This window comes from Streptomyces scabiei 87.22 (genome assembly GCF_000091305.1).
Lineage (GTDB): Bacteria > Actinomycetota > Actinomycetes > Streptomycetales > Streptomycetaceae > Streptomyces > Streptomyces scabiei.
The window spans coordinates 2,067,662-2,091,647 of sequence record NC_013929.1; the positions used below are offsets into that span (position 1 = coordinate 2,067,662).

At 72.9% G+C, this 23,986-nt stretch carries 24 protein-coding genes; 13 read left to right on the forward strand and 11 right to left on the reverse strand.

Features of this window, described 5'->3' with window-relative positions; translation table 11 throughout:
• Positions 1-85 precede the first annotated feature (85 nt).
• On the forward strand, positions 86-703 hold the full coding sequence (locus SCAB_RS08675) for a nucleotidyltransferase family protein (RefSeq protein ID WP_012999686.1): 618 nt from the start codon (positions 86-88) through the stop codon (positions 701-703).
• Positions 704-888: 185 nt separating this feature from the next.
• Entirely contained in the window at positions 889-2,523 is a 1,635-nt protein-coding gene (gene aceB / locus SCAB_RS08680) for a malate synthase A (protein ID WP_012999687.1), read from the forward strand.
• 26 nt (positions 2,524-2,549) lie between these two features.
• Here the strand turns inward: aceB and SCAB_RS08685 are convergent, their stop codons facing one another.
• The 3 genes from SCAB_RS08685 to SCAB_RS08695 are packed head-to-tail and all read right to left on the reverse strand — an operon-like array spanning position 2,550 to position 5,443.
• Positions 2,550-2,831 carry a SelT/SelW/SelH family protein gene (locus SCAB_RS08685; protein WP_012999688.1) on the reverse strand — a complete coding sequence of 94 codons (282 nt, stop codon included), beginning with the start codon at positions 2,829-2,831 and terminating at the stop codon, positions 2,550-2,552.
• Positions 2,828-3,742 (reverse strand): HipA family kinase, encoded by a 915-nt coding sequence (locus tag SCAB_RS08690; RefSeq protein ID WP_012999689.1) that lies wholly within the window; start codon positions 3,740-3,742, stop codon positions 2,828-2,830. Before SCAB_RS08690 ends, SCAB_RS08685 begins: the two co-directional genes overlap by 4 nt.
• A gap of 15 nt (positions 3,743-3,757) precedes the next feature.
• Positions 3,758-5,443, reverse strand: a complete 1,686-nt coding sequence (locus SCAB_RS08695) for an IucA/IucC family protein (RefSeq protein WP_012999690.1) — start codon at positions 5,441-5,443, stop codon at positions 3,758-3,760.
• A 180-nt stretch (positions 5,444-5,623) separates the two neighbouring features.
• Here SCAB_RS08695 and SCAB_RS08700 point away from each other — a divergent pair, with 180 nt between their 5' ends.
• From SCAB_RS08700 to SCAB_RS08710, 3 genes are all read left to right on the forward strand, one after another.
• Positions 5,624-7,126 carry an IucA/IucC family protein gene (locus SCAB_RS08700; protein WP_012999691.1) on the forward strand — a complete coding sequence of 501 codons (1,503 nt, stop codon included), beginning with the start codon at positions 5,624-5,626 and terminating at the stop codon, positions 7,124-7,126.
• Positions 7,127-7,256: 130 nt separating this feature from the next.
• Complete coding sequence (locus tag SCAB_RS08705) at positions 7,257-8,525, forward strand: VWA domain-containing protein (RefSeq protein ID WP_012999692.1); 1,269 nt, start codon at positions 7,257-7,259, stop codon at positions 8,523-8,525.
• The gene (locus SCAB_RS08710) at positions 8,525-9,340 is read left to right on the forward strand and encodes a hypothetical protein (protein WP_041668972.1); all 816 of its coding nucleotides are present in this window, start codon (positions 8,525-8,527) and stop codon (positions 9,338-9,340) included. The genes SCAB_RS08705 and SCAB_RS08710 overlap by 1 nt, the downstream gene beginning before the upstream one ends.
• Positions 9,341-9,503: 163 nt before the next feature.
• Here the strand turns inward: SCAB_RS08710 and SCAB_RS08715 are convergent, their stop codons facing one another.
• Complete coding sequence (locus SCAB_RS08715; protein ID WP_012999694.1) at positions 9,504-10,136, reverse strand: winged helix-turn-helix transcriptional regulator; 633 nt, start codon at positions 10,134-10,136, stop codon at positions 9,504-9,506.
• 95 nt (positions 10,137-10,231) lie between these two features.
• Here SCAB_RS08715 and SCAB_RS08720 point away from each other — a divergent pair, with 95 nt between their 5' ends.
• Positions 10,232-11,440 (forward strand): pyridoxal phosphate-dependent aminotransferase, encoded by a 1,209-nt coding sequence (locus SCAB_RS08720; RefSeq protein WP_012999695.1) that lies wholly within the window; start codon positions 10,232-10,234, stop codon positions 11,438-11,440.
• 54 nt (positions 11,441-11,494) lie between these two features.
• Here SCAB_RS08720 and SCAB_RS08725 read toward each other — a convergent pair whose 3' ends face one another.
• Positions 11,495-12,148, reverse strand: a complete 654-nt coding sequence (locus SCAB_RS08725; protein ID WP_012999696.1) for a class I SAM-dependent methyltransferase — start codon at positions 12,146-12,148, stop codon at positions 11,495-11,497.
• Between the two features lie 81 nt (positions 12,149-12,229).
• Here SCAB_RS08725 and SCAB_RS08730 point away from each other — a divergent pair, with 81 nt between their 5' ends.
• The 5 genes from SCAB_RS08730 (at position 12,230) to SCAB_RS08750 (ending at position 17,189) form a co-directional block, all read left to right on the forward strand.
• Positions 12,230-12,799, forward strand: coding sequence for an HAD domain-containing protein (locus SCAB_RS08730; RefSeq protein ID WP_012999697.1), 570 nt, complete (start codon positions 12,230-12,232; stop codon positions 12,797-12,799).
• Positions 12,800-12,808: 9 nt separating this feature from the next.
• Positions 12,809-13,408, forward strand: coding sequence for a histidine phosphatase family protein (locus tag SCAB_RS08735; RefSeq protein WP_012999698.1), 600 nt, complete (start codon positions 12,809-12,811; stop codon positions 13,406-13,408).
• Positions 13,409-13,453: 45 nt separating this feature from the next.
• Entirely contained in the window at positions 13,454-14,107 is a 654-nt protein-coding gene (locus SCAB_RS08740; protein ID WP_041668973.1) for a hypothetical protein, read from the forward strand.
• A gap of 83 nt (positions 14,108-14,190) precedes the next feature.
• Positions 14,191-14,613 carry an acyl-CoA thioesterase gene (locus tag SCAB_RS08745; RefSeq protein ID WP_041668974.1) on the forward strand — a complete coding sequence of 141 codons (423 nt, stop codon included), beginning with the start codon at positions 14,191-14,193 and terminating at the stop codon, positions 14,611-14,613.
• 377 nt (positions 14,614-14,990) lie between these two features.
• The gene (locus SCAB_RS08750; protein WP_012999701.1) at positions 14,991-17,189 is read left to right on the forward strand and encodes an alpha-N-acetylglucosaminidase; all 2,199 of its coding nucleotides are present in this window, start codon (positions 14,991-14,993) and stop codon (positions 17,187-17,189) included.
• 115 nt (positions 17,190-17,304) lie between these two features.
• Here SCAB_RS08750 and SCAB_RS08755 read toward each other — a convergent pair whose 3' ends face one another.
• The 6 genes from SCAB_RS08755 to SCAB_RS08780 all read right to left on the reverse strand — a co-directional run bounded on the left by SCAB_RS08755 (position 17,305) and on the right by SCAB_RS08780 (position 21,208).
• Positions 17,305-18,684, reverse strand: coding sequence for an 8-oxoguanine deaminase (locus tag SCAB_RS08755; RefSeq protein WP_012999702.1), 1,380 nt, complete (start codon positions 18,682-18,684; stop codon positions 17,305-17,307).
• Between the two features lie 10 nt (positions 18,685-18,694).
• A complete protein-coding gene (gene pucL, locus SCAB_RS08760; protein WP_012999703.1) occupies positions 18,695-19,600 on the reverse strand; it encodes a factor-independent urate hydroxylase in 906 nt (301 codons plus the stop codon).
• Positions 19,601-19,603: 3 nt separating this feature from the next.
• Positions 19,604-19,996 carry a hydroxyisourate hydrolase gene (uraH, locus tag SCAB_RS08765; protein ID WP_012999704.1) on the reverse strand — a complete coding sequence of 131 codons (393 nt, stop codon included), beginning with the start codon at positions 19,994-19,996 and terminating at the stop codon, positions 19,604-19,606.
• Complete coding sequence (gene uraD, locus SCAB_RS08770; protein WP_012999705.1) at positions 19,993-20,511, reverse strand: 2-oxo-4-hydroxy-4-carboxy-5-ureidoimidazoline decarboxylase; 519 nt, start codon at positions 20,509-20,511, stop codon at positions 19,993-19,995. The genes uraH and uraD overlap by 4 nt, the downstream gene beginning before the upstream one ends.
• A gap of 86 nt (positions 20,512-20,597) precedes the next feature.
• Positions 20,598-20,960 (reverse strand): helix-turn-helix domain-containing protein, encoded by a 363-nt coding sequence (locus SCAB_RS08775; RefSeq protein ID WP_012999706.1) that lies wholly within the window; start codon positions 20,958-20,960, stop codon positions 20,598-20,600.
• Entirely contained in the window at positions 20,957-21,208 is a 252-nt protein-coding gene (locus tag SCAB_RS08780) for a hypothetical protein (protein ID WP_012999707.1), read from the reverse strand. Before SCAB_RS08780 ends, SCAB_RS08775 begins: the two co-directional genes overlap by 4 nt.
• A gap of 136 nt (positions 21,209-21,344) precedes the next feature.
• Here SCAB_RS08780 and SCAB_RS08785 point away from each other — a divergent pair, with 136 nt between their 5' ends.
• On the forward strand, positions 21,345-22,184 hold the full coding sequence (locus SCAB_RS08785) for a TIM barrel protein (RefSeq protein WP_012999708.1): 840 nt from the start codon (positions 21,345-21,347) through the stop codon (positions 22,182-22,184).
• Positions 22,185-22,267: 83 nt separating this feature from the next.
• Positions 22,268-23,158, forward strand: coding sequence for a 2-hydroxy-3-oxopropionate reductase (locus tag SCAB_RS08790; protein ID WP_041668975.1), 891 nt, complete (start codon positions 22,268-22,270; stop codon positions 23,156-23,158).
• Positions 23,159-23,986: the final 828 nt, after the last annotated feature.

Consider the following 23,986-nt stretch of genomic DNA (forward strand, 5'->3'; position numbering starts at 1 on the left):
AATTCAGTCCCGGGACCTCACCCGGCCCACCGCCGGCCCGTCCGGCTTCACGTGACACCCGCGCCCGGTCGGGTATGCAGGGGACATGACGCACCACGAGACCCAGAGCCGGCCCCGGGGCCCGGTCGTCGGGCTGCTCCTGGCCGCCGGCGGCGGGCGCCGCCTCGGCGGCCGCCCCAAGGCCCTGCTGACCCATCGCGGGCGCCCGCTGGTCGAACACGCCGCCGGGGTGCTGCGGGCGGGCGGCTGCACCCGGATCCATGTGGTCCTGGGTGCCGACGCGGCCACCGTCCGCGCGCGGGCCGAACTGCCCGGCTGCGTCCTGGTCGACAACCCGGAGTGGGCCGAGGGCATGGGCTCCTCGCTGCGGGCCGGACTGGCCTCGCTGAGCGGGACCGACGCCGGCGCCGCCCTGGTCTCGCTCGTCGACCAGCCGGGGATCGGCCCGGAGGCGGTGGCCCGCGTCCTCGCCGCGTACGGGTCGCGGGACTCGCTCGCGGCGGCGGCGTACGACGCGGTGCGAGGCCATCCCGTCCTCTTCGGCGCCGCGCACTGGACGGGTGTCGCCGAGTCCGCCACCGGCGACCGGGGAGCGCGCGCCTATCTCCGCGCCCACGGCGGCGCGCTCACGCTGGTCGAGTGCGGGGACGTGGCGCGGCCGTACGACATCGACACCGAGGCCGATCTCGCCCATCTGGAGTGAAGGTCACGGCACCCGGCGCCACCGCGCCTCGACCCGAAGAATCTTGACATCAACAAAACATTGAACTTCCACCATGAGGAAACTAGTATCCATTTTCCAGGCGCCCGACTCATCCACGGGCGTTCACCGTCCCACCCGGGTCGACCGACACCCGGTGCCACGCCCGCTGAAGGAAGTGACCGCTCATGTCCGCACCAGCGCCGTCCCCGCTGGCCATCGTCGACGCCGAGCCTCTGCCCCGCCAGGACGAGATCCTCGACCCGGCCGCCCTCGCCTTCGTGGCCGAACTGCACCGCCGGTTCACGCCCCGGCGTGACGAACTGCTGGCCCGCCGCGCCGAGCGGCGCGCCGAGATCGCCCGCACCTCCACGCTCGACTTCCTCCCGGAGACCGCCGCGATCCGCGCCGACGACTCGTGGCGGGTGGCCCCCTCCCCCGCCGCGCTGGACGACCGGCGCGTCGAGATCACCGGCCCCACCGACCGCAAGATGACGATCAACGCCCTGAACTCGGGCGCACGGGTCTGGCTCGCGGACTTCGAGGACGCCTCCGCGCCGACCTGGGAGAACGTGGTCCTCGGCCAGGTGAACATGGCCGACGCCTACACCCGCAGCATCGACTTCACCGACGAGCGCACCGGCAAGTCGTACGGCCTGCGCCCGAACGAGGAGCTGGCGACGGTCGTCATGCGCCCGCGCGGCTGGCACCTCGACGAGCGCCACCTCGTCGACGCCGACGGCACCCCCGTCCCCGGCGCGCTCGTCGACTTCGGCCTGTACTTCTTCCACAACGCGCAGCGGTTGCTGGACCTCGGCAAGGGCCCGTACTTCTACCTCCCGAAGACCGAGTCGCACCTCGAAGCCCGCCTGTGGAACGAGGTGTTCGTGTTCGCGCAGGAGTACTGCGGCATCCCGCAGGGCACGGTCCGCGCGACCGTCCTGATCGAGACGATCACGGCCGCGTACGAGATGGAGGAGATCCTCTACGAACTCCGCGACCACGCCTCCGGGTTGAACGCGGGCCGCTGGGACTACCTGTTCTCCATCGTGAAGAACTTCCGTGACGGCGGCGCCAGGTTCGTCCTCCCGGACCGCAACGCGGTCACGATGACGGCCCCGTTCATGCGGGCGTACACCGAACTCCTCGTCCGCACCTGCCACAAGCGCGGCGCGCACGCGATCGGCGGCATGGCCGCGTTCATCCCGTCGCGGCGCGACGAGGAGGTCAACAAGGTCGCGTTCGAGAAGGTCAAGGCCGACAAGGACCGCGAGGCGAACGACGGCTTCGACGGCTCCTGGGTGGCCCACCCGGACCTGGTCCCGATCGCCATGGCCTCCTTCGACGCCGTCCTCGGCGACCGGCCGAACCAGAAGGACCGCCTGCGCGAGGACGTCGACGTGAAGGCCGCCGACCTGATCGCCGTCGACTCCCTCGACGCCCGGCCTACCTACGCCGGTCTCGTCAACGCCGTCCAGGTCGGCATCCGGTACATCGAGGCGTGGCTGCGGGGCCTCGGTGCCGTCGCCATCTTCAACCTGATGGAGGACGCGGCCACCGCGGAGATCTCCCGCTCCCAGATCTGGCAGTGGATCAACGCGGGCGTCGAGTTCGAGCACGACGGGAGCACGGTGCGGGCCACACCCGAACTGGCCCGCAAGGTCGCGGCCGACGAACTGGCCGCCGTCCGGGCCGAGATCGGCGAGGCGGCGTTCGCGGCCGGCCACTGGCAGCAGGCCCACGACCTGCTCCTCCAGGTCGCCCTCGACGAGGACTACGCGGACTTCCTGACGCTCCCGGCGTACGAGCAGCTCAAGGGCTGACCGGCCGCACTGTTCTCCGGTCCGCCCTACTCTCCGGCGGACCGGTCCGAGTGGCCCAGGGATCTTCCCGGGGCCACTCGGTCGCGTACGGCCTGCTTGACGGCCGTCGGCTCCGGGAAGCCCTGTGCGCGACGGTCCCACACCACCTCGCCGTCGACCCGGACGACGAAGACACCACCGGTGCCCGGCTTGAGCGACAGCTCGGCCAGCTCCGTCTCGAAGGTGGTGAGCAGCTCCTGCGCGAGCCAGGCCGCGCGCGGCAGCCAGCGGCACTGGGTGCAGTACTCGATCTGTACGACGGGACTCATCCGAGATGCACCGACCAGTCCTGTTCCGCCGCCGGTTCGCCGTGCAGGTCGGGGACCTGCTTGAGCCAGGCCGGACGGTCCCGCCGGGTCTTCGCCGCGCGCAGGGCCTGCTCGGCGGCGAGTTCCTCCCGGGTGGGGAAGTCGGTGGGGAGCCAGGCGGCTGAGGCGGCCGCGCGCGCGTGGAGGTAGCGGACGTAGGCGTCACGGACGTCGTCGGCCGACGCGAAGCCGTCCTCGGTGGACAGCCAGGCGTCCGGGACCTCGGCGACGATCCGCCGCAGCAGTTCCTCCGTCACCTTCGGCGCGAGTTCGGCGTCCGCGGCGCGCACGTCGGGGGTGTAGTGGCCGAGGGCGTGGTGGCGGAAGTCGTACGCCTTGGCGGGGTCCGAGGCGTCCCAGCGGTGGTGGAAGACGAGGGCCGCGCCGTGGTCGATCAGCCACAGGCGCGCGGGGGCGACACCGAGCGTGGGCCAGATCATGAGGTTCGAACTGTGCACGGTGCGGTCGACGTTGACGGTGAGGGCGTCGAGCCAGACGATCCGGCCGGCTTCGAGGGGGTCCACCCGGAACTCCCGCGCGACCTCCGGGGTGAAGTCCTTCGCGCCCGGCAGGTAGTCCATGCCGAGGTTGAGGCCGGCGCTCGCGCCGTGCAGCTCCCGCACCTCCTGGTGGGGTTCGCTGTCGGCGATCGCCGGGTCGAAGTGCGTGAGGACCAGTTCGGGGAAGCGCAGGCCGAGCGCCCGCGCCAGCTCACCGACGATCACCTCGGCGACCAGCGCCTTGCGCCCCTGCGCGGAGCCGGTGAACTTGACGACGTAGGTGCCCAGGTCGTCGGCCTCGACGACCCCGGGGACGGAGCCGCCCGCCCGGAGCGGGGTCACGTATCGGACAGCGGTCACTTCGCGCAGCACACCGGCCACTGTAGATCAGACGGCCGGTGGCCCGCCTCGGCCCGGCGGGCGCCCGAACGGGTTGGGCAGCGGCAGGTAGCGCGCGTCCGCGCCGTCCGCCCCCGTCCACCGGAGCAGCAGGTTCGTCTTGCCGGGCAGTGTGGGCGAGTCGAGGAGGCCGGCGACCTCCGGTACGTCGCCGTGACGGGCCAGCCTGCGCCGAACGGCCGGCCAGGGGTCGGTGCCGGGGTGGTGTTCGGCCAGGGCAGCCGCGATCTCCAGGAGGTTGTTGACGAACAGGCAGTAGACCAGGCGTTCCCAGCCTGCCTCGCGCGTCACCTCCGGGAGGAGCTTCACGCCCTCGGCGTCCCGGTAGAGGGCCCGGACGGGCGTTCCCGAGGGGTCGCAGGCGATGAGGGTGTTCTGCAGGTGGGCCTCCACGACGACACCGTGGCCGTGGAAGGCGGCCAGGGCCGGAGGGACGACCGCGCGCAGATACGCCTCCCACCAGGCGTCGGGGTCGGTGGCCCGGGCCAGCGGGTTGTCCGGGAAGACGTCGGTGTCCTCGGTGAGGGCGGCGGCGAGGAGGGGGGTCGTGCCGGGCGGCACCTGCCCGTGCAGGCCGTCCCTGACCAGGACCGCCAGCTCCTCGAAGGCGAAGTCGGCGGTGCGGTGGCCGCGATCGCTCAGCCAGGCACCGGGCGCGCCCGCGAAGGCGTGGGCGGCCGCCCGGTCCGTCCGGCGCAGCCTGAGCAGGTCATGGCGCCACAGACGGCGGATGTCGTTGGTGATCCGCACGTCCAGGCTGAACTTGAGGAAGAGGTCGGGGGTCCCCGTGGCCGGTCCGGGGGCGGGCGCTCCGGCAACGGGCGCTCCGGCAACGGGCGCTCCGGCGACGGGCGTTCCGGCGACGGGCGTTCCGGGAACGTACACCGTGCGGATCGCGGCCGTCGGCCACACCTCGGCATCCGTCCTCCCCAGCCGTACGAGCCGGCCGTCCGCGAAGGCCTCGGCCAACACCTCTCCCACGAGGTCGAGTTGCCAGGGATGGGCGGGCAGGAGGCGGTAGCCGGGCGGGGCCGCGCCGAGCCGGTCGAGGGCGCTGGTGTCGCCCTCCTCGACCACCGCGTCCTCACGGACCCCGAGCAGGACCAGCGGGAACGAGGCGTACGCCTCCGGCGCGTACGGCAGCCAGCCGGCGACCGGGCCGCCGCCGCGGGCCTTCGGGGCGGGGTGGAAGGGGTGCCCGGTGATCAGGGACTGCTCGGAGCGCCGGTAGGGGTCCCCGGGCGCCGGTGTGCGGGCCCGGGCGGCGAGCAGGGCGGCCACGGCCTCGCGGCTGTCGAGCATCTCGGCGGGCAGCTCGGAGTCGGACAGACCGGTGAGGGCGCGCAGCTCCTCTGCGACCAGTTTGACGAGGTCGGTGTGGCCGAGCGCCTGCCAGGCCCCCTCAGCACGCACCTCGGGACGCGCGGGACGCCGGGTGCCCCGCACCCGCAGCAACCGCCCTCCGGCCCGGAGCCGGTGCACCACGCCCCCGTCCGACTCCCCGACCGGCTCGGCCGCCTCCCGCAACAGACAGTTGAGCAGCGGGGCCGCGGCGCGGGCGTCGGCGGCGCGGGCCAGGTCGTCGCGGGGGCCGGACGGGTCCGGCGCGGCGGCGGGAGCGGGGGCGACGGCGCCGGGCGGGCCGGGGGTGTCACGAGGCGGGTCGGTGTCCACGGGGGTCCATTCGTTCCTTACGGTGCACTCATGATCAGTATGTCTGCCCGTCGCCCCGGGTCGCGAAGCCGTCCGTGCCGCCGTCGGGCGTCGCGGCGGTGGCGGGCGGGCAGGGGTCGTACGCCGATGCCGATGCCGATGCGGGTTGCGTGCCCGTCCCTCACCCGAGGAGCCCGTTCCGTGGACCGTCACCCGTTGTCCGACGCCGAGGCGGCGCTGGGCGCCGAACTGGGCGCCGTGCGCCCCGATCTGGTGCTGCCCTACACGACCGCTCTGCCCGGCGCCCGAGCGGCCGTGCTGTCCCGGCTGTGGCGCGGCCTCGTCCATGAGCCGCTGCCGTGGGTGGTGCGCCGGGACACGGCCGGGGCCGACGGCGTCACGCTCCACCTCGCCGACGGCCGCCGGCTGCACGGCCCGGCCGTGGACCCGTACGACACCGCCGCGCACACCGAGGAGGTGTGGTGCGACGAGCGGCCCTACGACCGTCCGGCGCGGCTGATGGCCGCCCTCGCGGTGCCGCACAGCGCGGCCTTCGCCGTCGAGCTGGACCACAGCGCGGCCTCGCTGGCGCTGTCCCGGGCCGGTGCCGCGGAGGCCGCCACCGCACCGGCCACCGGCTGGGAGTGGGAACAGCTGATCGTCGACGGCCATCCCTTCCACCCCAACTGCCGTTCGCGTCCGGGTTTCTCGGCGGGCGACCAGCTCGCCTACGGGCCGGAGCACCGGCAGGTCGTACGGCTGGGCCTGGCACCGGTGGAGGACGCGCTGGTCGTCGGGGAGTGGCCGGCCGAGTTCCGGGACGGCGGGCGGGTGCTGGTGCCGGTGCATCCGTGGCAGGCGGCCCATGTCCTCAAGTGCCCGCCGGGGGAGGTGATCGAGGCGCACCCGCTGATGTCCCTGCGCACCCTGGCCCTCGCGGACGGCGGCCCGCACGTCAAGACCGCGCTGAGCGCCCGGCTGACCTCGTCCGTCCGGGACATCTCGGTCTACTCGATCGAGACGTCGGCGATCGTGTCCGACTTCATGGCGGAGGTCGCCGGCCGCACCGAGGGGCTGCTGCACGTCACGCGCACCCTCGGCGCGGTCACCGCCGGTTCGCCCGATCTCGCGGCGGTGCTGCGCGAGTCGCCGGAGACGTACGCGGACACGGCGACGGGCGAACGGGTCCTGCCGGTGGCCGCGCTCGCGATGACCGAGCTGCCCCGGTCGCCATCCTGGCTGGCGGACTTCGCCCGGCTCGCCCTCACGGTCTGTCTCCGGCTGCTCGACCTCGGCGTGGCCCTGGAGGCGCACGGCCAGAACCTCCTGGTGGTCCTGTCCCCCTCGGGTGCCCCCCGCCGGCTCGTCTACCGGGACCTCGCGGACATCCGGGTCAGCCCCGCGCGCCTGGCCCGGCACGGCGTCCCCGCCCCGGCGATGACCGGCCGCATCGTCACGGACGACGAGACAGTCCTGCGGCGCAAGCTGTTCGGCGCCCTGATCACGGGCGCGCTGGGGGCCACGGCCGGTTCGACACCGGCGCTGCGCGAGGCGCTGTCCGCCGCCCTGCGGGATCTGCCGCGCACACCCGATCTGGGCACGTTGCTGGAGGGGCCGGTACCGACGAAGGCGTTGACGCTGATGCGTCTTTCGCCGGAGCGGCCCGGTGACATCTGGGCGGAGCTGCCGAGTCCGCTGCGGTGACCGACGGGGTCCGCTGCGGTGGCCGATGAGGTCCGAAGGGCATCGCCCGCGCGTCGAGCGCCCGGTGAACGGATCGTCAACAGGCGGTCTCGTTTTGAAGGGTGACCCTCCGGATCAATAGGATCCGCCGATGATCACAAGACAAAGGCTGGCGACAGGGGCGTTCGTCCTGCTCGCCGTCCTGACGGCCGGGATCGCGGTCCCGACCACGGCAGTCGCCGACGAGATTTCGGCCACCGCGCCCAAGGTCAACCTCCTGCTGGACGTCAGCGGTTCGATGCGGGCCAAGGACATCGACGGCCAGTCCCGCATGTCCGCGGCGAAGCAGGCGTTCAACGAGGTGCTGGACGCCACGCCGAAGGAGGTGCAGCTCGGCATCCGCACCCTGGGCGCCGATTACCCGGGCGACGACCGCAAGACGGGCTGCAAGGACACCGCGCAGCTGTACCCGGTGGGGCCGCTGGACCGTACGGAGGCGAAGACGGCGGTGGCGACGCTCGCCCCGACCGGCTGGACCCCGATCGGCCCGGCGCTGCTGAAGGCGGCCGACGACCTGGAGGGCGGCGAGGGCACCAAGCGGATCGTGCTGATCAGCGACGGTGAGGACACCTGCGCCCCGTTGGACCCGTGCGAGGTGGCCCGCGAGATCGCGGCGAAGGGCATCGGCCTGACCATCGACACGCTCGGCCTCGTCCCGAACGCCAAGCTGCGCGTCCAGCTCAGCTGTATCGCGGAGGCGACCGGCGGCACGTACACCTCGATCGAGCACCGCGACGAACTCACCGACAGGGTCAACCAGTTGGTCGACCGGGCCGCCGACCCCGTGGTCGTGCCGAAGGCCGTCGAGGGCGCCGAGGCGTGCGCGAAGGCGCCGACGCTCACCTCGGGTCTGTACACCGACCGCGAGGAGTTCGCCCGGCAGCGCTGGTACCGCGTGGACGTGAAGCCCGGTCAGGAGCTGCGCGCCTCGGTGAGCGTCGCCGCCGACCGTGACGTCAACCCGGACTACGGGGTGCTGCTGCGCGCGGTGACCGCCGAGAACCGTGAGATCGTCCGCGGCGAGGCGGCCGGCAACGGCCGTACCGACGTCATCTCGACGGGTCTGCGCTACCCGAAGGCCGAGGACGAGGACGACGCGGACGAGGACGCCGCCGAGACCGTGTGCCTCCAGGTGACCCACTCCTACGCGCCGGCGAGCGGGGTGAAGACCACCCCCGGTCTGCCGCTCGAGATCACCGTCGACGTCGTGGAGGCTCCCGACCAGGCCGCGGACGTGGCCTCCTTCGGCCTGGGCCGCGGCTGGTGGCTGCTGGGTGTGCTGGTGCTCGTCGGGTTCCTGGCGGGTGTGCTGTGGGGCTGGCTGTCACGCTGGCGGGTCGCGGTCTGGAGGACCAACTGATGCGGATCACACGTGTGCTGGGTGCGGCCCTGCTGATGTTCGGCCTGGCCGTGGCCCCGGCGGTCGCCGACTCCACCCCCACCGCGAGCCCCGCGAAGGACGGTGACGCGCCCACGGAGGCGGGCACCTCCTTCCGTACGGCCACGGAGTTCGAGCAGGGGGAGACCGCGACGGCGAACGCCTCGACCGGTGACTACCTGTACTGGTCGTTCCCGGCCGACGCGGGGCAACGGCCCACCGTGCGGGCGACCGTGAAACTGCCCGAGGGCGCCGGGTCCGCCTCCACCTGGCAGCTCGACGTGTACGACGGACTGCGGCGCCGCCAGGCGTGCCAGTACGGGGCGCAGACCCGGACCGCCGGGGCGGCGGCGGCCTCCGTCGAGCTGTCCTGCACCCTGCGCACGGTGCGCGCCTGGTCGGAGCCGTGGGCCGACGATCCGCTGCCGGGCACGTACTACCTCCGCCTCACCACGATCCGGCTGGCGACCGCCGACCTGGGGCTGCCCGTCGGCGCCGAGGTCGGCGTCGAGTCGAAGGACATGGGCGGCGCCGCGGCCGTCGACGGCTCGCTGGCCCAGCCGCTGGTGCCCGGCATCGCCGTCACCTCGGCCAAGGACGAGGCCGAGGACGACTCCTCCGCCGAGGCCGTCCTCTCCTCGCTCGAACCCGACGACGGGTGGGCCTCCGGCTGGTGGAGCGACCGCTGGGTGTGGACGGCGCTGGGGGCGGTGCTGGCGGCTCTGGCCGGCATCGGCGGCTACACGCTGACCCGTGGCTCGGGCCGCCCGGCCCGGGTACCGCCGCCGGGCGCCTGACGGTCACCCCCTGGGCCCGCCGAACCCTTCCGGTTCGGCGGGCCCTCGTGCGGGGAGGGTGACGAGTCCGGGGAACCTTTCGATCCCGTCCGCAGCTCCTGCTTTTCAGGGGCGCGGGGAACTGCGCGAGAAGCCCCACCGGAGCCGCGGCCGACCACGAACCTCACACCTCCCGCAACTCCTTGGCCGACGCCCCCTCCCCCACCACCTCGACCAGCCCTCGCCGCACCGCCTCCCGCAACCCCAGCTCCCCCCGGCCCAGCGCACCGCAGGTGTCCGTGTCGAGGATCAGCCGTACGTCCGCCTCCCCCGGCGCGGCCCCCTCCCCGTACACCGGCCCCTCCCCGGCGCCCACCCGCACGTGGAACTCCCCTTCCTCCAGGCGGACTTCGACGATCCCGGCGGCCGCCCCCTCCAGCGCTCGCAGCAGCGGCAGCGCGAACCAGTGGGCCCGTACGGCGTCGGTGGGCCGCCGCTCCCCGAGCGCGCCCTCCCCCCACTCCCCGAGCGCCTGCAGCACCGGCAGCAACTCCCGCCCCCGGTCGGTGAGTTCATAGACGTACGCGGCCCCCGGCGGGGGCAGACGTCGCCGCGTCGACACCCCGTCCCGCTCCATGTCCTTCAACCGCGACGCGAGGACGTCCGTGCTGACGCCCGGCAGGTCCGCGTGCAGGTCCGTGTAGCGACGCGGCCCGGCGAGCAGTTCCCGCACGATCAGCAGGGTCCAGCGGTCACCGACGAGGTCGAGCGCCCGAGCGGCGGAACAGTACTGGTCGTAGCTTCGGCGAGGTGACATGGAACGCAGTCTAGACAAGTCGTTGGACTTTCCAAGCGCCTACTTGGTAAAACCAAGCGAACCAGGCGACCCAACGAACCGGAGGGCGAGAGCGCATGGAGTTCCGGCAGTCGAGCAAGCTCAGCGAGGTCTGTTACGAGATCCGCGGACCCGTGATCGAGCAGGCGAACGCACTGGAGGAGGCGGGCCACAGCGTCCTGCGCCTCAACACCGGCAACCCCGCGCTCTTCGGCTTCGAGGCACCGGAGGAGATCCTCCAGGACATGATCCGGATGCTGCCGAGGGCCCACGGCTACACGGACTCGCGCGGCGTCCTCTCGGCCCGCCGCGCGGTCGCCCAGCGCTACCAGGACCGGGGCCTGGACGTCGACGTGGACGACGTCTTCCTCGGCAACGGCGTCTCCGAGCTGGTCTCCATGGCCGTCCAGGCGCTGATCGAGGACGGCGACGAGATCCTGATCCCGGCCCCCGACTTCCCCCTGTGGACGGCGGTCACCACCCTCGCCGGCGGCAATGCGGTGCACTACCTCTGCGACGAACAGGCCGACTGGTACCCGGACCTGGACGACATGGCGTCGAAGATCACCGACCGCACCAGGGCCGTCGTCATCATCAACCCCAACAACCCCACCGGCGCGGTCTACCCGAAGGAGATCATCGAGGGCATCCTCGACCTCGCCCGCCGCCACGGCCTGATGGTCTTCGCCGACGAGATCTACGACCAGATCCTGTACGACGACGCCGTGCACCACTCGGCCGCCGCGCTCGCCCCCGACCTGGTCGTCCTCACCTTCTGCGGCCTGTCGAAGACCTACCGCGTCGCGGGCTTCCGCTCCGGGTGGCTGGTCGTCACCGGCCCGCGACAGCACGCCCGCAACTATCTGGAGGGACTGACGATGCTGGCCTCCATGCGGCTGTGCGCCAACGCGCCCGCCCAGTACGCCATCCAGGCCGCGCTCGGCGGCCGCCAGTCCATCACCGAGCTGACGACGCCGGGCGGCCGTCTGTACGAACAGCGCGACGTGGCTTGGGAGAAGCTCAACGAGATCCCCGGTGTCTCCTGCGTGAAGCCCAAGGGCGCCCTCTACGCCTTCCCCCGGCTCGACCCCAAGGTGCACAAGATCCACGACGACGAGAGGTTCGTCCTGGACCTGCTCCTGCGCGAGAAGATCCAGGTCGTCCAGGGCACCGGCTTCAACTGGCCCGCCCCCGACCACTTCCGCATCCTCACCCTCCCCCACGCGGACGACCTGGACGCGGCGATCAGCCGCATCGGCCGGTTCCTGAGCGGGTACCGGCAGTAGCGGCCCCGGGCGCACGCGTCGGAGTACCTGCGGTGGCGGCCCCGGACGCACGCGTCACTCCTCGGCCTTGCGGGCCAGCATCTGGATCTCCTTGAACTGTCTGCGGTCGGTGGGCTGCGGCTCGCGCACCATCCGGGCCACCTCGGCCAGCCCGCACGCGCGCAGCAGCGCGGCGAGGTGGTCGGGCCACCAGCGATGGGCGGGCGCGACCGTGTGGTCGAAGACCTGTGTCGGACGGGACGGCCCCTCGCTCGCCGAGAAGCCGATGAGCAGATGTCCGCTGGGCGCCGGCACCCGGTGGAACTCGGCCAGCAGGAGCGGGACTTCGGAGGGCGGGGTGTGGATGACGGACCACCGCGACAGGACGCCGCCGAGCACACCGTCCGCGAGGTCCAGCGCGGCCATCGAGCCCACGTCGAACCGCAGGCCGGGGTGGGCCTCCCGGGCCAGTTCGATCATCGCGGGCGAGGCGTCCACACCGAACGCGTCCAGCCCCAGCCCGGCGAGATGGGCGGTGACATGGCCGGGCCCGCACCCCAGGTCCGCGACCCGGCCGTCCCCGCTCGCCCGTGCGACCTCGGCGAAGGCGCCCAGGATCGCGCGGTCCAGGGGGCTGTCCCGCAACGAGTCGGCGAAGATCCGCGCATAGGTGGGGGCGACGGCGTCGTAGGCATCCCGGGTGGCGCCGAAGGCATCGTGTGCGACCATGCCCGCGACAGTGGTCGGCGGCACGGCGATCGCCGGCGCCGGGACGTGCGGAGACCGCCCCGGCATGGGTAGACCTCCCCCATGACTGACCGGCCCCTGCTCCTCCTCGACGTCGACGGTCCCCTCAACCCGTTCGGTGCCCGGTGGTGGCGCCCACGCGGCTATGTGACCCGCCGGGTGCATCCCTCGGTCTGGTCCTCGCGGCAGAAACCCGGGTCCCGGCGGCTGCGCCGGGGCCTCCGGGTCCGGCTGAACCCGGCGCACGGGGAGCGACTGCTCGCGCTGCCCTACGAGTTGGCGTGGGCCACGACGTGGATGCACGAGGCCAACGAGATGATCGGGCCGGTGATCGGCCTGCCCCGCGACCTGCCGGTCATCGAGTTCGGCAACCTCTTCGCCCCGGACGCGGACGGGCTCTACTGGAAGACCCGGGAGGTCCTGGCGTGGGCGGCGGGGCGGCCGTTCGTCTGGGTCGACGACATGATCACCGACCTCGACGTCCGGCATGTGGCCGAACACCACGGCACCCCGGCCCTGCTGTTGCGGATCGATCCGCGCCGGGGCCTCGGGGAGGAGGAGTTCAGGGACCTGGAGCGATGGGCGCGCGCCCTGGGCGGCTGCCCGGAGGGCATCGGCGGGGCGGGATCGTAGCCTGGGGACATGGGTGATCTTCTTCTGGTGCGGCACGGTGAGACCGAGTGGTCGGCGTCCGGGCAGCACACGAGCTGGACCGACATCCCGCTGACGGACCACGGCCGCGAGCAGGCGAGCGGCCTCGCCCCGCTGCTGGCCTCCCACCGCGTCGGCACCGTCTTCGTGAGCCCGCTGAAGCGGGCCCGGGAGACCGCGGAGCTGGCCGGGCTCACCGGGGCGCGCGTCGACGCGGATCTCGTCGAGTGGGACTACGGCGGGTACGAGGGCGTCACGACCGTCGAGATCCATCGCACGCGGCCGGACTGGTTCCTGTTCACGGACGGGGTCGCGCCCGGTCCGCCGGAGCACCCCGGGGAGAGCCCGGCGGAGGTCGGGGCGCGCGCGGACCGGATGCTGGCGAAGGCCCACGCGGCGCTGGGGAACACCGAGGGGAGCGTGGTGCTCGTGGCGCACGGGCACTTCCTGCGCGTCCTCACGGCCCGCTATCTCGGCCTGCCGGCCTCCGGCGGCGCGCTGTTCCAGCTGGCCACGGGCACGGTCTGCCGCCTCGGCACGGAGCACGGGCGCCCGGTCGTCGCGGGGTGGAATGTCAGACCCTCCTCGTAGCCTTCCGAGTGGGGTGCTCAGCGGGTCCGGGTGAGGGAGGGTGCCGTGACACGACCGCCGACCGCCGCCCAGCGGCGGATCATCGACGCGGCCGAGCCGGTGACCGGACGGCTGACGGGCACGGAGGCCCAGCTGGCCGCGCTGGTGAAGCGGGGGCTGGCCTTTAGGCATCCGCGTCCGCCGCACGGCCACTTCCTGACGCCGGCCGGGCACCGCGTACGGGAGACGGCACCGGCCGGTGCCCCGGAGGCGGCGCCGCAGGACGCCGGCACCGCGCCAGCCGGGACCGGCGTCTTCACGGCCCGGGTCGGCGGCGAGGAGGCGGCCGCCGGTGGCCCGGCCCGCGACCGGGAGGTGCACAGCGCCTGGCAGGGGCTCCTGGAGCTGCGCCGGATGACCAATCCGGGCGGTGCCACGGACCGCCCCTGCGGCTGGGAGCGCACCCATCTGGTGCGGGCCGCCGCGCTGGCCCTGGAGGCCGCGGGTCACCGGCCGGCGGACGCGGACACGGCGTCGGCACGCGGGGGTTACCGCGTGCGGGCGACTCCGCAGCCGGAGGCCGTCGCCGTGCGGGAGCCCGACCCGGCGGCGCTGGCGGCCTGCGCGGCGACGCTGGAGGGTGCGGGCTGGCAGGTGAGCGAGCACACCGATCCGCGCACCCGGGAGCGGTATCTGCTGGCCTCGCCGAGACGCGCGTGAGCGCGGGCCTCCCACGGCCACTGAGCAAGCGCTCAGTAAGCTGGTGGATGTTGTGTTCACCTCAGCGTCAGGCAGGGGAAGTCATGGCCGAGCCGTTTTCCGTTCCGGTGACCGTGCGGGGGTACGAGACCGATGTGCAGGGGCACCTGAACCAGAGCGTGTATCTGCAGTACGGCGAGCACGCGCGCTGGTCGCTGCTGCAGGCGGCCGGGATCCGCCAGGCGGACCTGATGGCGCGAGGTGTCGGGCCGGTGGCGCTGGAGACGACGATCAGCTACCGGCGTGAACTGCTGGCCGGTGACGAGGTCGAGGTGACGTGCGTCTTCGTCTGGGGTGAGGGCAGGACGTTCCGCATCGAGCAGACGGTCCGCCGGACGGACGGCACCGTGGCGGCCGAGATCACCGGTGTGGGCGGCCTGATGGACCTCAGGCTCCGCAAACTGGTGGCGGACCCCGGGGAGTACTTCCGGACGCTGGCGAAGGACCCCACACTGTTCGGTCTGTGACCGTACGCCCGCTGCCGACAGGTCCCGGTGCCCCGGCCCGGCACGAGCGGCGCAACCCGTTCGGGACGTCCGCGGACGGACCGTCGTCACCACGGACGCCGGGGCTCCGCGTCGCGGGCGGCCGAACGGGTGGGACGGTCCGTCAGCCACCTGGCGGGTACCCGGACGTCAGATCACCCGTTCGCCGGGTCACCCGGTGTCGGTTCGTCCGGTCGCCGTCCGGCGGTCCCGTCGCGGCCCGCGCGCGGGCGGTCCCGCCGGGACGGAAGGAGTCGTTCATGCCGGGTTCTCCCCCGTGTGGCCGCATGTCTGCGCACAAGTGCGGTTTCGGCGGGTATTCCTGCCACGGCGTACCCCCACCGCACCCCGGAGACACCATGCCGCTCGCCCGTCGTGCCCTGCTCGCCGCCCTCGCCGCCGGTCCCGCGGTGGCCTGTGCCCCGGCCCGCGCCATCCCCTCGGACGACACACCCCGTGCCGACCGGGCGCTGCGCACGGCCTCGGCGGCGGCCCGGCGGCTGCTGCCGGACCACTGGCGCCAGATCACCTTCGCGGAAGGGAGGGAGTACGACACCTTCCGTGTGTCGGGGAGCGCGGGGCGCATCACGGTGGCCGGTGACACCCCGGCCACCCAGCTCACCGGCCTCAACTGGTACTTGCGGCACATCGCGTACGCCGAGATCAACTGGGCGGGCGAGCAGACGGACTCCCTGCCGCGCGAGCTGCCCGGTCTCGACGGGGCGGTCGTCCGCCGGGCCAACGTCACCCACCGCTTCGCGCTCAACGACACCAACGACGGCTACACGGGCGCCTACCTCGACTGGACGTACTGGGAGCGCGAGCTGGACGTGCTGGCGCTGCACGGCTACAACGAGGTCCTCGTCTACGCGGGCGCGGACGCGCTGTACCACCGGGTGTTCCAGGAGTTCGGGTACACGGAGGAGGAGCTGCGGGCGTGGGTGCCGGGACCGGCCCATCAGCCGTGGTGGCTGCTGCAGAACCTGTCCGGCTTCCCCTCCCCCGTCTCCCGGCAGCTCCTCGACGCGCGGGCCGTCCTCGGCCGCCGGATCGCCGACCGGGCGCGCGAGCTGGGCATGATCCCGGTGTTCCCGGGCTACTTCGGGACGGTCCCGGCCGGGTTCGCCGAGCGGGTGCCGGGGGCGCGGACCGTGCCGCAGGGCCGGTGGATGGGCTTCGCGCGCCCCGACTGGCTGGACCCGCGCACCGACGAGTTCGCGCGGGTGGCGGCGGCCTTCTACCGGACGCAGGACGAGATGTTCGGCCCGTCCGCCCTGTACAAGATGGACCTGCTGCACGAGGGCGGCGACCCGGGGGACGTACCCGTCGCCGACGCCGCCAAGGGCGTCGAGCGGGCGCTCCAGCGGGCCCACCCGGGAGCCACCTGGGTGATGCTCGGCTGGCAGCACAACCCGCCGCGCGCGATCGTCGACGCCGTCGACAAGCAGCACATGCTCGTCGTCGACGGGCTCTCCGACCGCTTCCCCACGGTCACCGACCGGGAGGCCGACTGGGGCGGCACCCCGTACGCCTTCGGGTCGATCTGGAACTTCGGCGGCCACACCGCGCTCGGCGCGAACACCCCCGACTGGGCGGCGCTCTACGAGAAGTGGCGCACCAAGGACGGCAGCACGCTGCACGGGATCGCCCTGATGCCGGAGGCGGCGGACAACAACCCAGCCGCCTTCGCCCTCTTCTCCGAACTGGCCTGGCGGGAGGGCGAGCTGGACCTGGAGACCTGGTTCGCCGAGTGGGCGCACGCCCGGTACGGGGCCCGTGACCCGCATGCCGAGGCGGCCTGGGACATCCTGCGCCGCACCGCGTACGGCACCACCCGCGCCGACTCGTGGAGCGAAGGCGCCGACGGCCTGTTCGGCTCCCGGCCCGCGCTCACCGCCGTACGGGCCGGCCGCTGGTCACCGAAGCAACTCCGTTACAACGCGGCCGACTTCGAGCCCGCGCTCGGCGAGATGCTGAAGGTGCGGCCGGAGCTGCGGGCGTCCTCCGCCTATCGGCGCGACCTGCTCGACGTGGCCCGTCAGGCGCTGTCCAACCGCAGCCGGGTCATGCTGCCGCAGCTCAAGGCCGCCTACGACGCCAAGGACGCCGCGCGGCTGGCGAAGGGGAGCCGCGACTGGCTCTCCCTCATGGATCTGCTGGACGAGCTGGTGGCCACCGACTCCCGTCATCTGCTGGGGCGTTGGGTCGCCGATGCCCGCTCCTGGGCCGTGGGCTCCACCGAGCGGACGGAGCTGGCGTACGACGCCCTGTCGCTGCTGACCGTGTGGGGAACGCGGGAGGGCGCGGACGCGGGGCTGCGCGACTACGCCAACCGGGAGTGGGCGGGGCTGGTCGGCGGGCTGTACCGGTTGCGCTGGGCGACGTACTTCGAGGAGCTGCGGGCCGCGCTGGCGGAGGGCCGGGCACCGAAGAAGATCGACTGGTTCGCCCTGGAGGACCGCTGGGCGCGGAACCCGGGCACGCTCGCGACCGAGCCGGCCGGGGACACGTACGCGGTCGCGGCGCGGGTCCGGGACCGGCTCGCGGCGCTCGCCTGACGGATGGGCGGTCTCCGGGGCGCACGTTCGTCGCGCCCCGGAGACCGCGGCCGCGGACCGCGTCGGGTCCGCGGCTCCGGCCGAGGGCCGTCCCCCTCGACCGGAGTTCAACGGGTCACGCCTCGGCGGCGATCCGCGCCAGCCGGCGGGCCTGTTCCCGTGTGGAGCGGGCGATGGCGTCCTCGTCGACGTGCAACAGGCGGCCGTCCTTGACGATCTGACGGCCGTTCACGAACGAGGCCGTGACCGGGGCCGCCGCACCGAGGACCAGCGCGCTCACCGGGTCGGCGATCGAGGCGTGCGCGAGGGTGTCGAGCTTCCACAGCACCAGGTCGGCGAGCTTGCCCGCCTCCAGGGAGCCGGTCTCGGCCGCGCGGCCGAGGACCTGGGCACCGCCGTAGGTCCCGAGGCGCAGGGCCTGGCGGGCGGTGAGGGCGGCCTCCCGGTGTGCGCCGAGCCGGTTGATGAGCAGCGCGTTGCGCAGCTCGGTGTGCAGTTCGCCGGACTCGTTGGACGCCGTGCCGTCGACGCCGAGGCCGACCGGGACGCCGGCCGCGAGCATGTCCGGGACGCGGGCGATGCCGGCGGCCAGACGGGCGTTGGACGAGGGGCAGTGGGCGACACCCGTCCTCGTCCGGGCGAAGGCGGCGATGTCGGAGTCGTTCATGTGGACGCAGTGCGCCATCCACACGTCCTCGCCGAGCCAGCCGGTGGACTCGAAGTAGTCGGTCGGGCCCATGCCGAACAGTTCCTTGCAGAACTGCTCCTCCTCGACGGTCTCCGAGCCGTGCGTGTGCAGCCGTACGCCGAGGCGGCGGGCCAACTCGGCGCCCTCCCGCAGGAGTTCGGTGGAGACGGAGAACGGCGAGCAGGGGGCGACGGCCACCTGGGTCATCGCACCGAAGGAAGCGTCGTGGTGCTCCCCGACGGTGGCCTCGGTCGCGGCGAGGGCGCCGTCGAGGGTCTCCACGGCGAAGTCCGGGGGCAGTCCGCCGTCCTTCTCGCTGCGGTCCATGGAGCCGCGGGCGAGGGTGAAGCGGACACCGGTCTCGCGGGCGGCGCGGATGATCGCCCCGGACAGGTCGCCCGAGTCCTTCGGGAAGACGTAGTGGTGGTCCATCGCGGTGGTGACGCCGCCGCGGGCCATCATCGCGAGCGATCCCTGGGCCGCCGCGTGGACCATCTCCTCGTCGATGCGCGCCCATGTCGGGTACAGCGCGACGAGCCAGTCGAAGAGGTTGTGGTCGGTGGCCAGGCCCCGGGTGATCCACTGGTAGTAGTGGTGGTGGGTGTTGACCAGGCCGGGTGTCACCAGGTGGCCGGTGGCGTCGATGCGGCGTACGACGTCCGGAAGGCCCTCGGGGGCCCGGCCCGCGCCGAGCGACTCGATGCGGTTGCCGGCGATGACGACATGACCGTCGGTGTACTCGGTGTCGTCGGCGTCCACGGTCGCGATCGAGCAGTTCTCGATCACGGTGCGCTGAAGTGCTGTCATGGTGGGCCCCTCAGAGGTTGGTCAGGTCCGTGGGGATCCGCGCCTCGCGTCCGTCCCGCAGGACGGTCGCCTCGATCAGGCCGTAGGGCCGGTCGGCGGCGACGTACACGGCACCGTCCTCGGTGGCGTTGTCCAGGCCGAAGGGCTTCAGGTCCACCAGGAAGTGGTGCTTGTTGGGCAGCGAGAAGCGGACCTCGTCGATCTCGTCGCGGTGCTCGATGATCCGCGAGCCCATCTGGTACAGGGTCTGCTGGAGCGAGAGCGAGTAGGTCTCGGCGAAGGCCCGGAGCAGGTGCTGCTTCGTCTGCTCGTACGAGGTGTCCCAGTCGGGCATCTCCTGGGCGTCGTCGGTCCAGTTGAAGCGCCAGCGGCCGGAGACCTCGGTGGCGAGGATGCGGTCGTGCGCCTCGGGCAGGGTCGTGTAGGCGTCCTTGACGTAGCCCCAGAACTCGGAGTCGGTCGAGTTCATGACGGTGAGGTCCTTGAGGCCGGAGACGACCTCCCAGGACGAGCCGTCGTAGGTGATCTGCGCGAGCCGGGTCTCCTGTCCCCTGCGGACGAAGGAGTGCGCGCCCTCGCCGCCGTGCTCGATGCGCTCCCAGGCGTACTCCTCGACGCGTATGCGGGCCCGGTGGATGGCGGGCTGGGAGGTCACGAAGTGCCGGGCCAGGTGGATGCCGAACTGCTCGGCGGACTCGATGCCGTGCTCCTTGGCGAACGCGTACACCGTGTTCTTGGTGGTGTCGGTCGGCAGGACGTTCGCGTTCGATCCCGACAGATGGACCTCGGTCATGTCGCCGGAGAGCGACACGGACACGTTCAGGTCCTTGATGTGGTGGGTGGCACCGTCCCGTGTGATCTTGACGACCCGGTTCTCGGCCTTGCCGTACTGGTTCTGTCCCAGGATGGTGGGCATGCGCTAGCTCCCTCGGTATACGGAGTAGCCGAACGGGTTGAGCAGCAGCGGTACGTGGTAGTGCTCCCCGGCCGTCACGGCGAAGGTGATGGCCACCTCGGGGAAGAACACGGCACCGCTGTCCCGGTTCGCGGGGGCGTCCTGCTGCGCATCGGCTTGCTTCTTCAGGAAGTACGGTTCGACCTCGAAGTCGAGCCGTACGTGGCTGGTCCCCTCCGGCGGCGCCGGCAGGTCCTTGCACCGCCCGTCCGGGTCGGTCGCGGAGCCGCCGAGTTCCTGCCATGCGGCGCCCCTGCCCGGGCGGGCGGAGATCCGGACGGCGACCCCCTCGGCGGGGCGGCCCACGCTGGTGTCCAGGATGTGCGTGGACACGGAGGCGGTGGTGCTCGTACTCATGACGATCGGTCCTCTTCGACGACGCGGGCGAGCCGGATACGGTTGATCTTTCCCAGCTCGACGCGGACGATCTCGCGTTCCCGCTCCGGCGCGTTGCCGATCCGTTCCTTGACCGCGTCGCGCATCTGCTCGGCACTGCGGCCGGTCGCGCAGATCAGGAAGACGTGGCCGAACCTCTCCTGGTACGCCAGGTTCAGTTCGAGCATCTCGGCCCTGAGCGCGTCGTCGGCCGAGGCCATCCCGGACTGTTCCCGGGCGGAGGTCGCGTCGCCGGGCGTGGGGCGGCCGATCGGCGGGTGCCCGGCCATGGCCTCGGCGAGGTCGTCGTCGGTCAGCGCGGCCGTGGCGGTGTCGCCGGCGGCGTAGAGGTCCTCGGCGGTGGCGTACGGCCGGGCGGCCAGCAGCCGCTTCACCCAGGCCGTGGAGGCGCACGCCTCGTGGAGCACGGCGTGCGCCGCGGGCTCCTCCAGAGCGTTGAACCGGGCCAGGCCCGGAGGCACGGATGTCGGCGTCATGCGGCCAGCTAACGCTCCCGCACGACATCACGTCAACAGTTTGTTGAAAATTCGGGGCGCCGGAGCCCCCGTGCCCCCGCTTCTCCCTACTTGTCCCGGTTCAGGTAGTTGTAGACGGTGAAGCGGCTGACACCGAGCGCGCTCGCCACGGTCTCCACCCCATGACGCACGGAGAAGGCGCCGCGCGCCTCCAGCATCCGCACGACCTCCTGCTTGGCCCTGCGGTCGAGGTCGGCCAGCGGCCGGCCCTGCCGGCGCTCCAGCGCGGCGAGGATGTGGTCCAGGGACTCCGCGAGCTGCGGCAGACGTACGGCGACGACGTCGGCACCCTCCCAGGCGAGGACGACGTCGTCGGGGCCGGCCTCGTCCGGCGGCAGCAGGAGCCCGCCCATGGCGTCGACCAGCGGCTTGACGGCCGCGACGAAGGGTTCGTCACCGGCGCCGGTCACTCGCCGCCCTCCCCGAGCACATTGATCTGCAGCGAGATCCGGGTGGCGCCGGACTCCAGGGTCCGGCGCAGCAGGGCGTCGACGGCACCGAGCACCGCGTCGGCGCCCCCTTCCGCGGTGTTGCCGAACGGGCCGACGTCGACCGCGTCCAGGGCGGCCGCCTCGACGACCTCACGGGCCACGAGCGCGTGCGCCGGGGCCTCGTCCAGGTCGAAGGGCTCGGTCGTGAACTCCACTCTCAATCGCACGGGCCCAACCTAACGCGCGGCGCCGTTTTCCACCGGGCCCTCTTGACAAGCCCCGACGACCGACGGCAATCTTCCATTAAGCAGAAACTAACTTCCACAATATGGAAGTAAGCACGGAAGGGGGCGCCCGAGGCCCATGGGATTCGCGGAGCAGCGCTACACCGTCAACCTGTCGATCCTCTTCACCGAACTCCCGCTCCTGGAGCGCCCCGCGGCCGCCGCGGCGGCCGGCTTCACCGCGGTCGAGCTGTGGTGGCCCTGGGTCGACTCCCCCACCCCCGCACGGCCCGAACTCGACGCGCTGCGCGGTGCGTTGGAGGACGCGGGCGTGCGGCTCACCGGGCTGAACTTCTACTCCGGCGTGCTGCCGGGTCCGGACCGGGGCGCCCTGTCGATCCCGGGCGAGGAGGCGGAACGCTTCCGCGCCAACATCGAGGTCGCCGCGGCCTTCGCCGAGTCGGTGGGCTGCACGGCTCTCAACGCCCTGTACGGCAACCGCGTCGACGGCGTGGATCCGGCCGAGCAGGACGCGCTGGCCCTGGACAACCTGGTCGCGGCGGCCCGCGCGGCCGACCGGATCGGGGCGATCCTGCTGATCGAGGCCCTGAACCGGGTGGAGTCGCCGCGCTACCCCCTGGTGTCGGCCCCGGCGGCCGTCGAGGTGGCCGACCGGGTCGACGAGGCGTCGGGGCTCGGCAACGCGCGCTTCCTGATGGACCTCTACCACCTGTCCATGAACGGCGAGGACCTGCCGCGGATGATCGCCGAGCACGCCGCGAGGACCGGCCATGTGCAGATCGCCGACAACCCCGGCCGGGGCACCCCCGGCACCGGCGGCCTCCCGCTGGAGGACCTCCTCGACCAGCTGGCCAAGGCCGGTTACGAGGGGCTGGTCGGCCTGGAGTACAAGCCGGGCGACCTGCCGAGCGCCGGGGCCTTCGCGTGGCTCCCCCGCGAGGCCCGGGCGGCCCGCTGAGCCCCCGCCGTCGCGGGCCCGCCGCGCGGCCGGCGGCCCCGTCCCCGTAGACGCAGCAGAGCAGTCAGAGAGGCACCCTCACCATGAGCAATCGTCCCAAGGTCGCGTGGATAGGTCTCGGCATCATGGGGTCCCCCATGTCGGAGAACCTGATCAAGGCGGGTTACGACGTGACGGGCCACACCCTGGAGCAGGACAAGCTCGACCGGCTGGCCGCCGCCGGCGGGACCGCGGCGGCCTCCGTCGCCGAGGCCGTGCGCGACGCCGACGTCGTCATCACGATGGTGCCCGCCTCTCCCCAGGTCGAGGCCGTCGCGTACGGCCCCGCCGGCATCCTGGAGAACGCCCGGCCCGGCACCCTGCTGATCGACATGTCCTCCATCACCCCGCGGACCTCCGTCGAACTGGCCGCCGCCGCGAGGGAGAAGGGCATCCGGGTGCTGGACGCCCCGGTGTCCGGCGGTGAGGCGGGGGCGGTCGAGGCCGTGCTGTCCATCATGGTCGGCGGCGAACGCGCCGACTTCACCGAGGCCGAGCCGCTCTTCGCGGCGCTCGGCCGGACCGTCGTGCTGTGCGGTCCGCACGGCGCCGGACAGACCGTGAAGGCCGCCAACCAGCTGATCGTCGCCGTGAACATCCAGGCGTGCGCCGAGGCGGTGGTCTTCCTGGAGAAGTCGGGCGTGGACCTGACGGCCGCCCTCGACGTACTGAACGGCGGGCTCGCGGGGTCGACCGTGCTGACCCGCAAGAAGGACAACTTCCTGAAGCGGGACTTCAGGCCGGGGTTCCGCATCGACCTGCACCACAAGGACATGGGCATCGTCACCGACGCCGCCCGGACCGTCGGAGCCGCCCTGCCGGTCGGCGCCGTGGTGGCCCAGCTGGTCGCCTCGCTGCGCGCCCAGGGCGACGGCGGCCTCGACCACTCGGCCCTGCTGCGGACCGTGGAGCGCCTCTCCGGCGCCCGGGTCTGAGACACACCCCCCGATCTTCCGGTCCGCGGCGGCGCCGACATCTGTCCTGTCGCGCCCAGGCACCGCCGCGGGCCGGAACCACCCTTCCGGCGTCCCGGAACCACCATTCCGGATACGCCGACTTCACTGGCCGCGTCGGGGCCGCGTCTCGACACCGATACGCCTCCTGACGGTGGGTGAGGGTCTGGCCGACGCCGGGGAGACGCTCCCGGAGTGCGGGAACAGCCTCATCCGGCGATCGACTTCATGCATTTCCCGACGGCGTCCGGTCCCTGGTGATCACCCATCAGCCACCGGACGCGCCGCCCGCGACCGTTTCCGACCGACCCGGATGAGGGGTGCGGGTCGGACGCCCGCGGGCACGGCACGGACCGCGGCGGCGTGCGCGCCAGTGCGGTGGTGAAGGCTCCGGCCCGCGTCTCGACGTGAGGGACGCGGAACCGGCGCCGACGCACCCGCCGCGGTCCGTCCCTCCCCCGAGAACATCCGCGTTCCGGCGCGTACCGCCGCTCCGGAACGGTGGGACCCGACGAGGACCGGACCGCACCCCGCGGTCCGGTCCTCGTCCGCTGCCGCCCGCGGTGGTCCGGTCCGGACAACCCGATCACCGGCCATCACCGGCCACGACCGGGGGACGCCTGCCTACGCAAGCGTGCGTAGGCCGTCTACGGAACCCTCAAATCAACCTCTGAACACGTGCGTGGGGGCTTCAACTACCGGTGAGACAGGGCACATTCTCGACACATGAGGCCCGCCGGCACGGGGGCGGCGGGCCTCGACGGGGGAAGCCTCCACGGGGGAACGCGGAGGCACGGGGGAAGCACGGGG

Coding starts and splice junctions, on each gene's coding strand:
- SCAB_RS08675 (WP_012999686.1), top strand. CDS start 86: ATGACGCACCACGAGACCCAGAGCCGGCCCCGGGGCCCGGTCGTCGGG.
- aceB (WP_012999687.1), top strand. CDS start 889: ATGTCCGCACCAGCGCCGTCCCCGCTGGCCATCGTCGACGCCGAGCCT.
- SCAB_RS08685 (WP_012999688.1), bottom strand. CDS start 2,831: ATGAGTCCCGTCGTACAGATCGAGTACTGCACCCAGTGCCGCTGGCTG.
- SCAB_RS08705 (WP_012999692.1), top strand. CDS start 7,257: ATGATCACAAGACAAAGGCTGGCGACAGGGGCGTTCGTCCTGCTCGCC.
- SCAB_RS08710 (WP_041668972.1), top strand. CDS start 8,525: ATGCGGATCACACGTGTGCTGGGTGCGGCCCTGCTGATGTTCGGCCTG.
- SCAB_RS08715 (WP_012999694.1), bottom strand. CDS start 10,136: ATGTCACCTCGCCGAAGCTACGACCAGTACTGTTCCGCCGCTCGGGCG.
- SCAB_RS08720 (WP_012999695.1), top strand. CDS start 10,232: ATGGAGTTCCGGCAGTCGAGCAAGCTCAGCGAGGTCTGTTACGAGATC.
- SCAB_RS08725 (WP_012999696.1), bottom strand. CDS start 12,148: ATGGTCGCACACGATGCCTTCGGCGCCACCCGGGATGCCTACGACGCC.
- SCAB_RS08730 (WP_012999697.1), top strand. CDS start 12,230: ATGACTGACCGGCCCCTGCTCCTCCTCGACGTCGACGGTCCCCTCAAC.
- SCAB_RS08735 (WP_012999698.1), top strand. CDS start 12,809: ATGGGTGATCTTCTTCTGGTGCGGCACGGTGAGACCGAGTGGTCGGCG.
- SCAB_RS08745 (WP_041668974.1), top strand. CDS start 14,191: ATGGCCGAGCCGTTTTCCGTTCCGGTGACCGTGCGGGGGTACGAGACC.
- SCAB_RS08750 (WP_012999701.1), top strand. CDS start 14,991: ATGCCGCTCGCCCGTCGTGCCCTGCTCGCCGCCCTCGCCGCCGGTCCC.
- SCAB_RS08755 (WP_012999702.1), bottom strand. CDS start 18,684: ATGACAGCACTTCAGCGCACCGTGATCGAGAACTGCTCGATCGCGACC.
- pucL (WP_012999703.1), bottom strand. CDS start 19,600: ATGCCCACCATCCTGGGACAGAACCAGTACGGCAAGGCCGAGAACCGG.
- uraH (WP_012999704.1), bottom strand. CDS start 19,996: ATGAGTACGAGCACCACCGCCTCCGTGTCCACGCACATCCTGGACACC.
- uraD (WP_012999705.1), bottom strand. CDS start 20,511: ATGACGCCGACATCCGTGCCTCCGGGCCTGGCCCGGTTCAACGCTCTG.
- SCAB_RS08785 (WP_012999708.1), top strand. CDS start 21,345: ATGGGATTCGCGGAGCAGCGCTACACCGTCAACCTGTCGATCCTCTTC.
- SCAB_RS08790 (WP_041668975.1), top strand. CDS start 22,268: ATGAGCAATCGTCCCAAGGTCGCGTGGATAGGTCTCGGCATCATGGGG.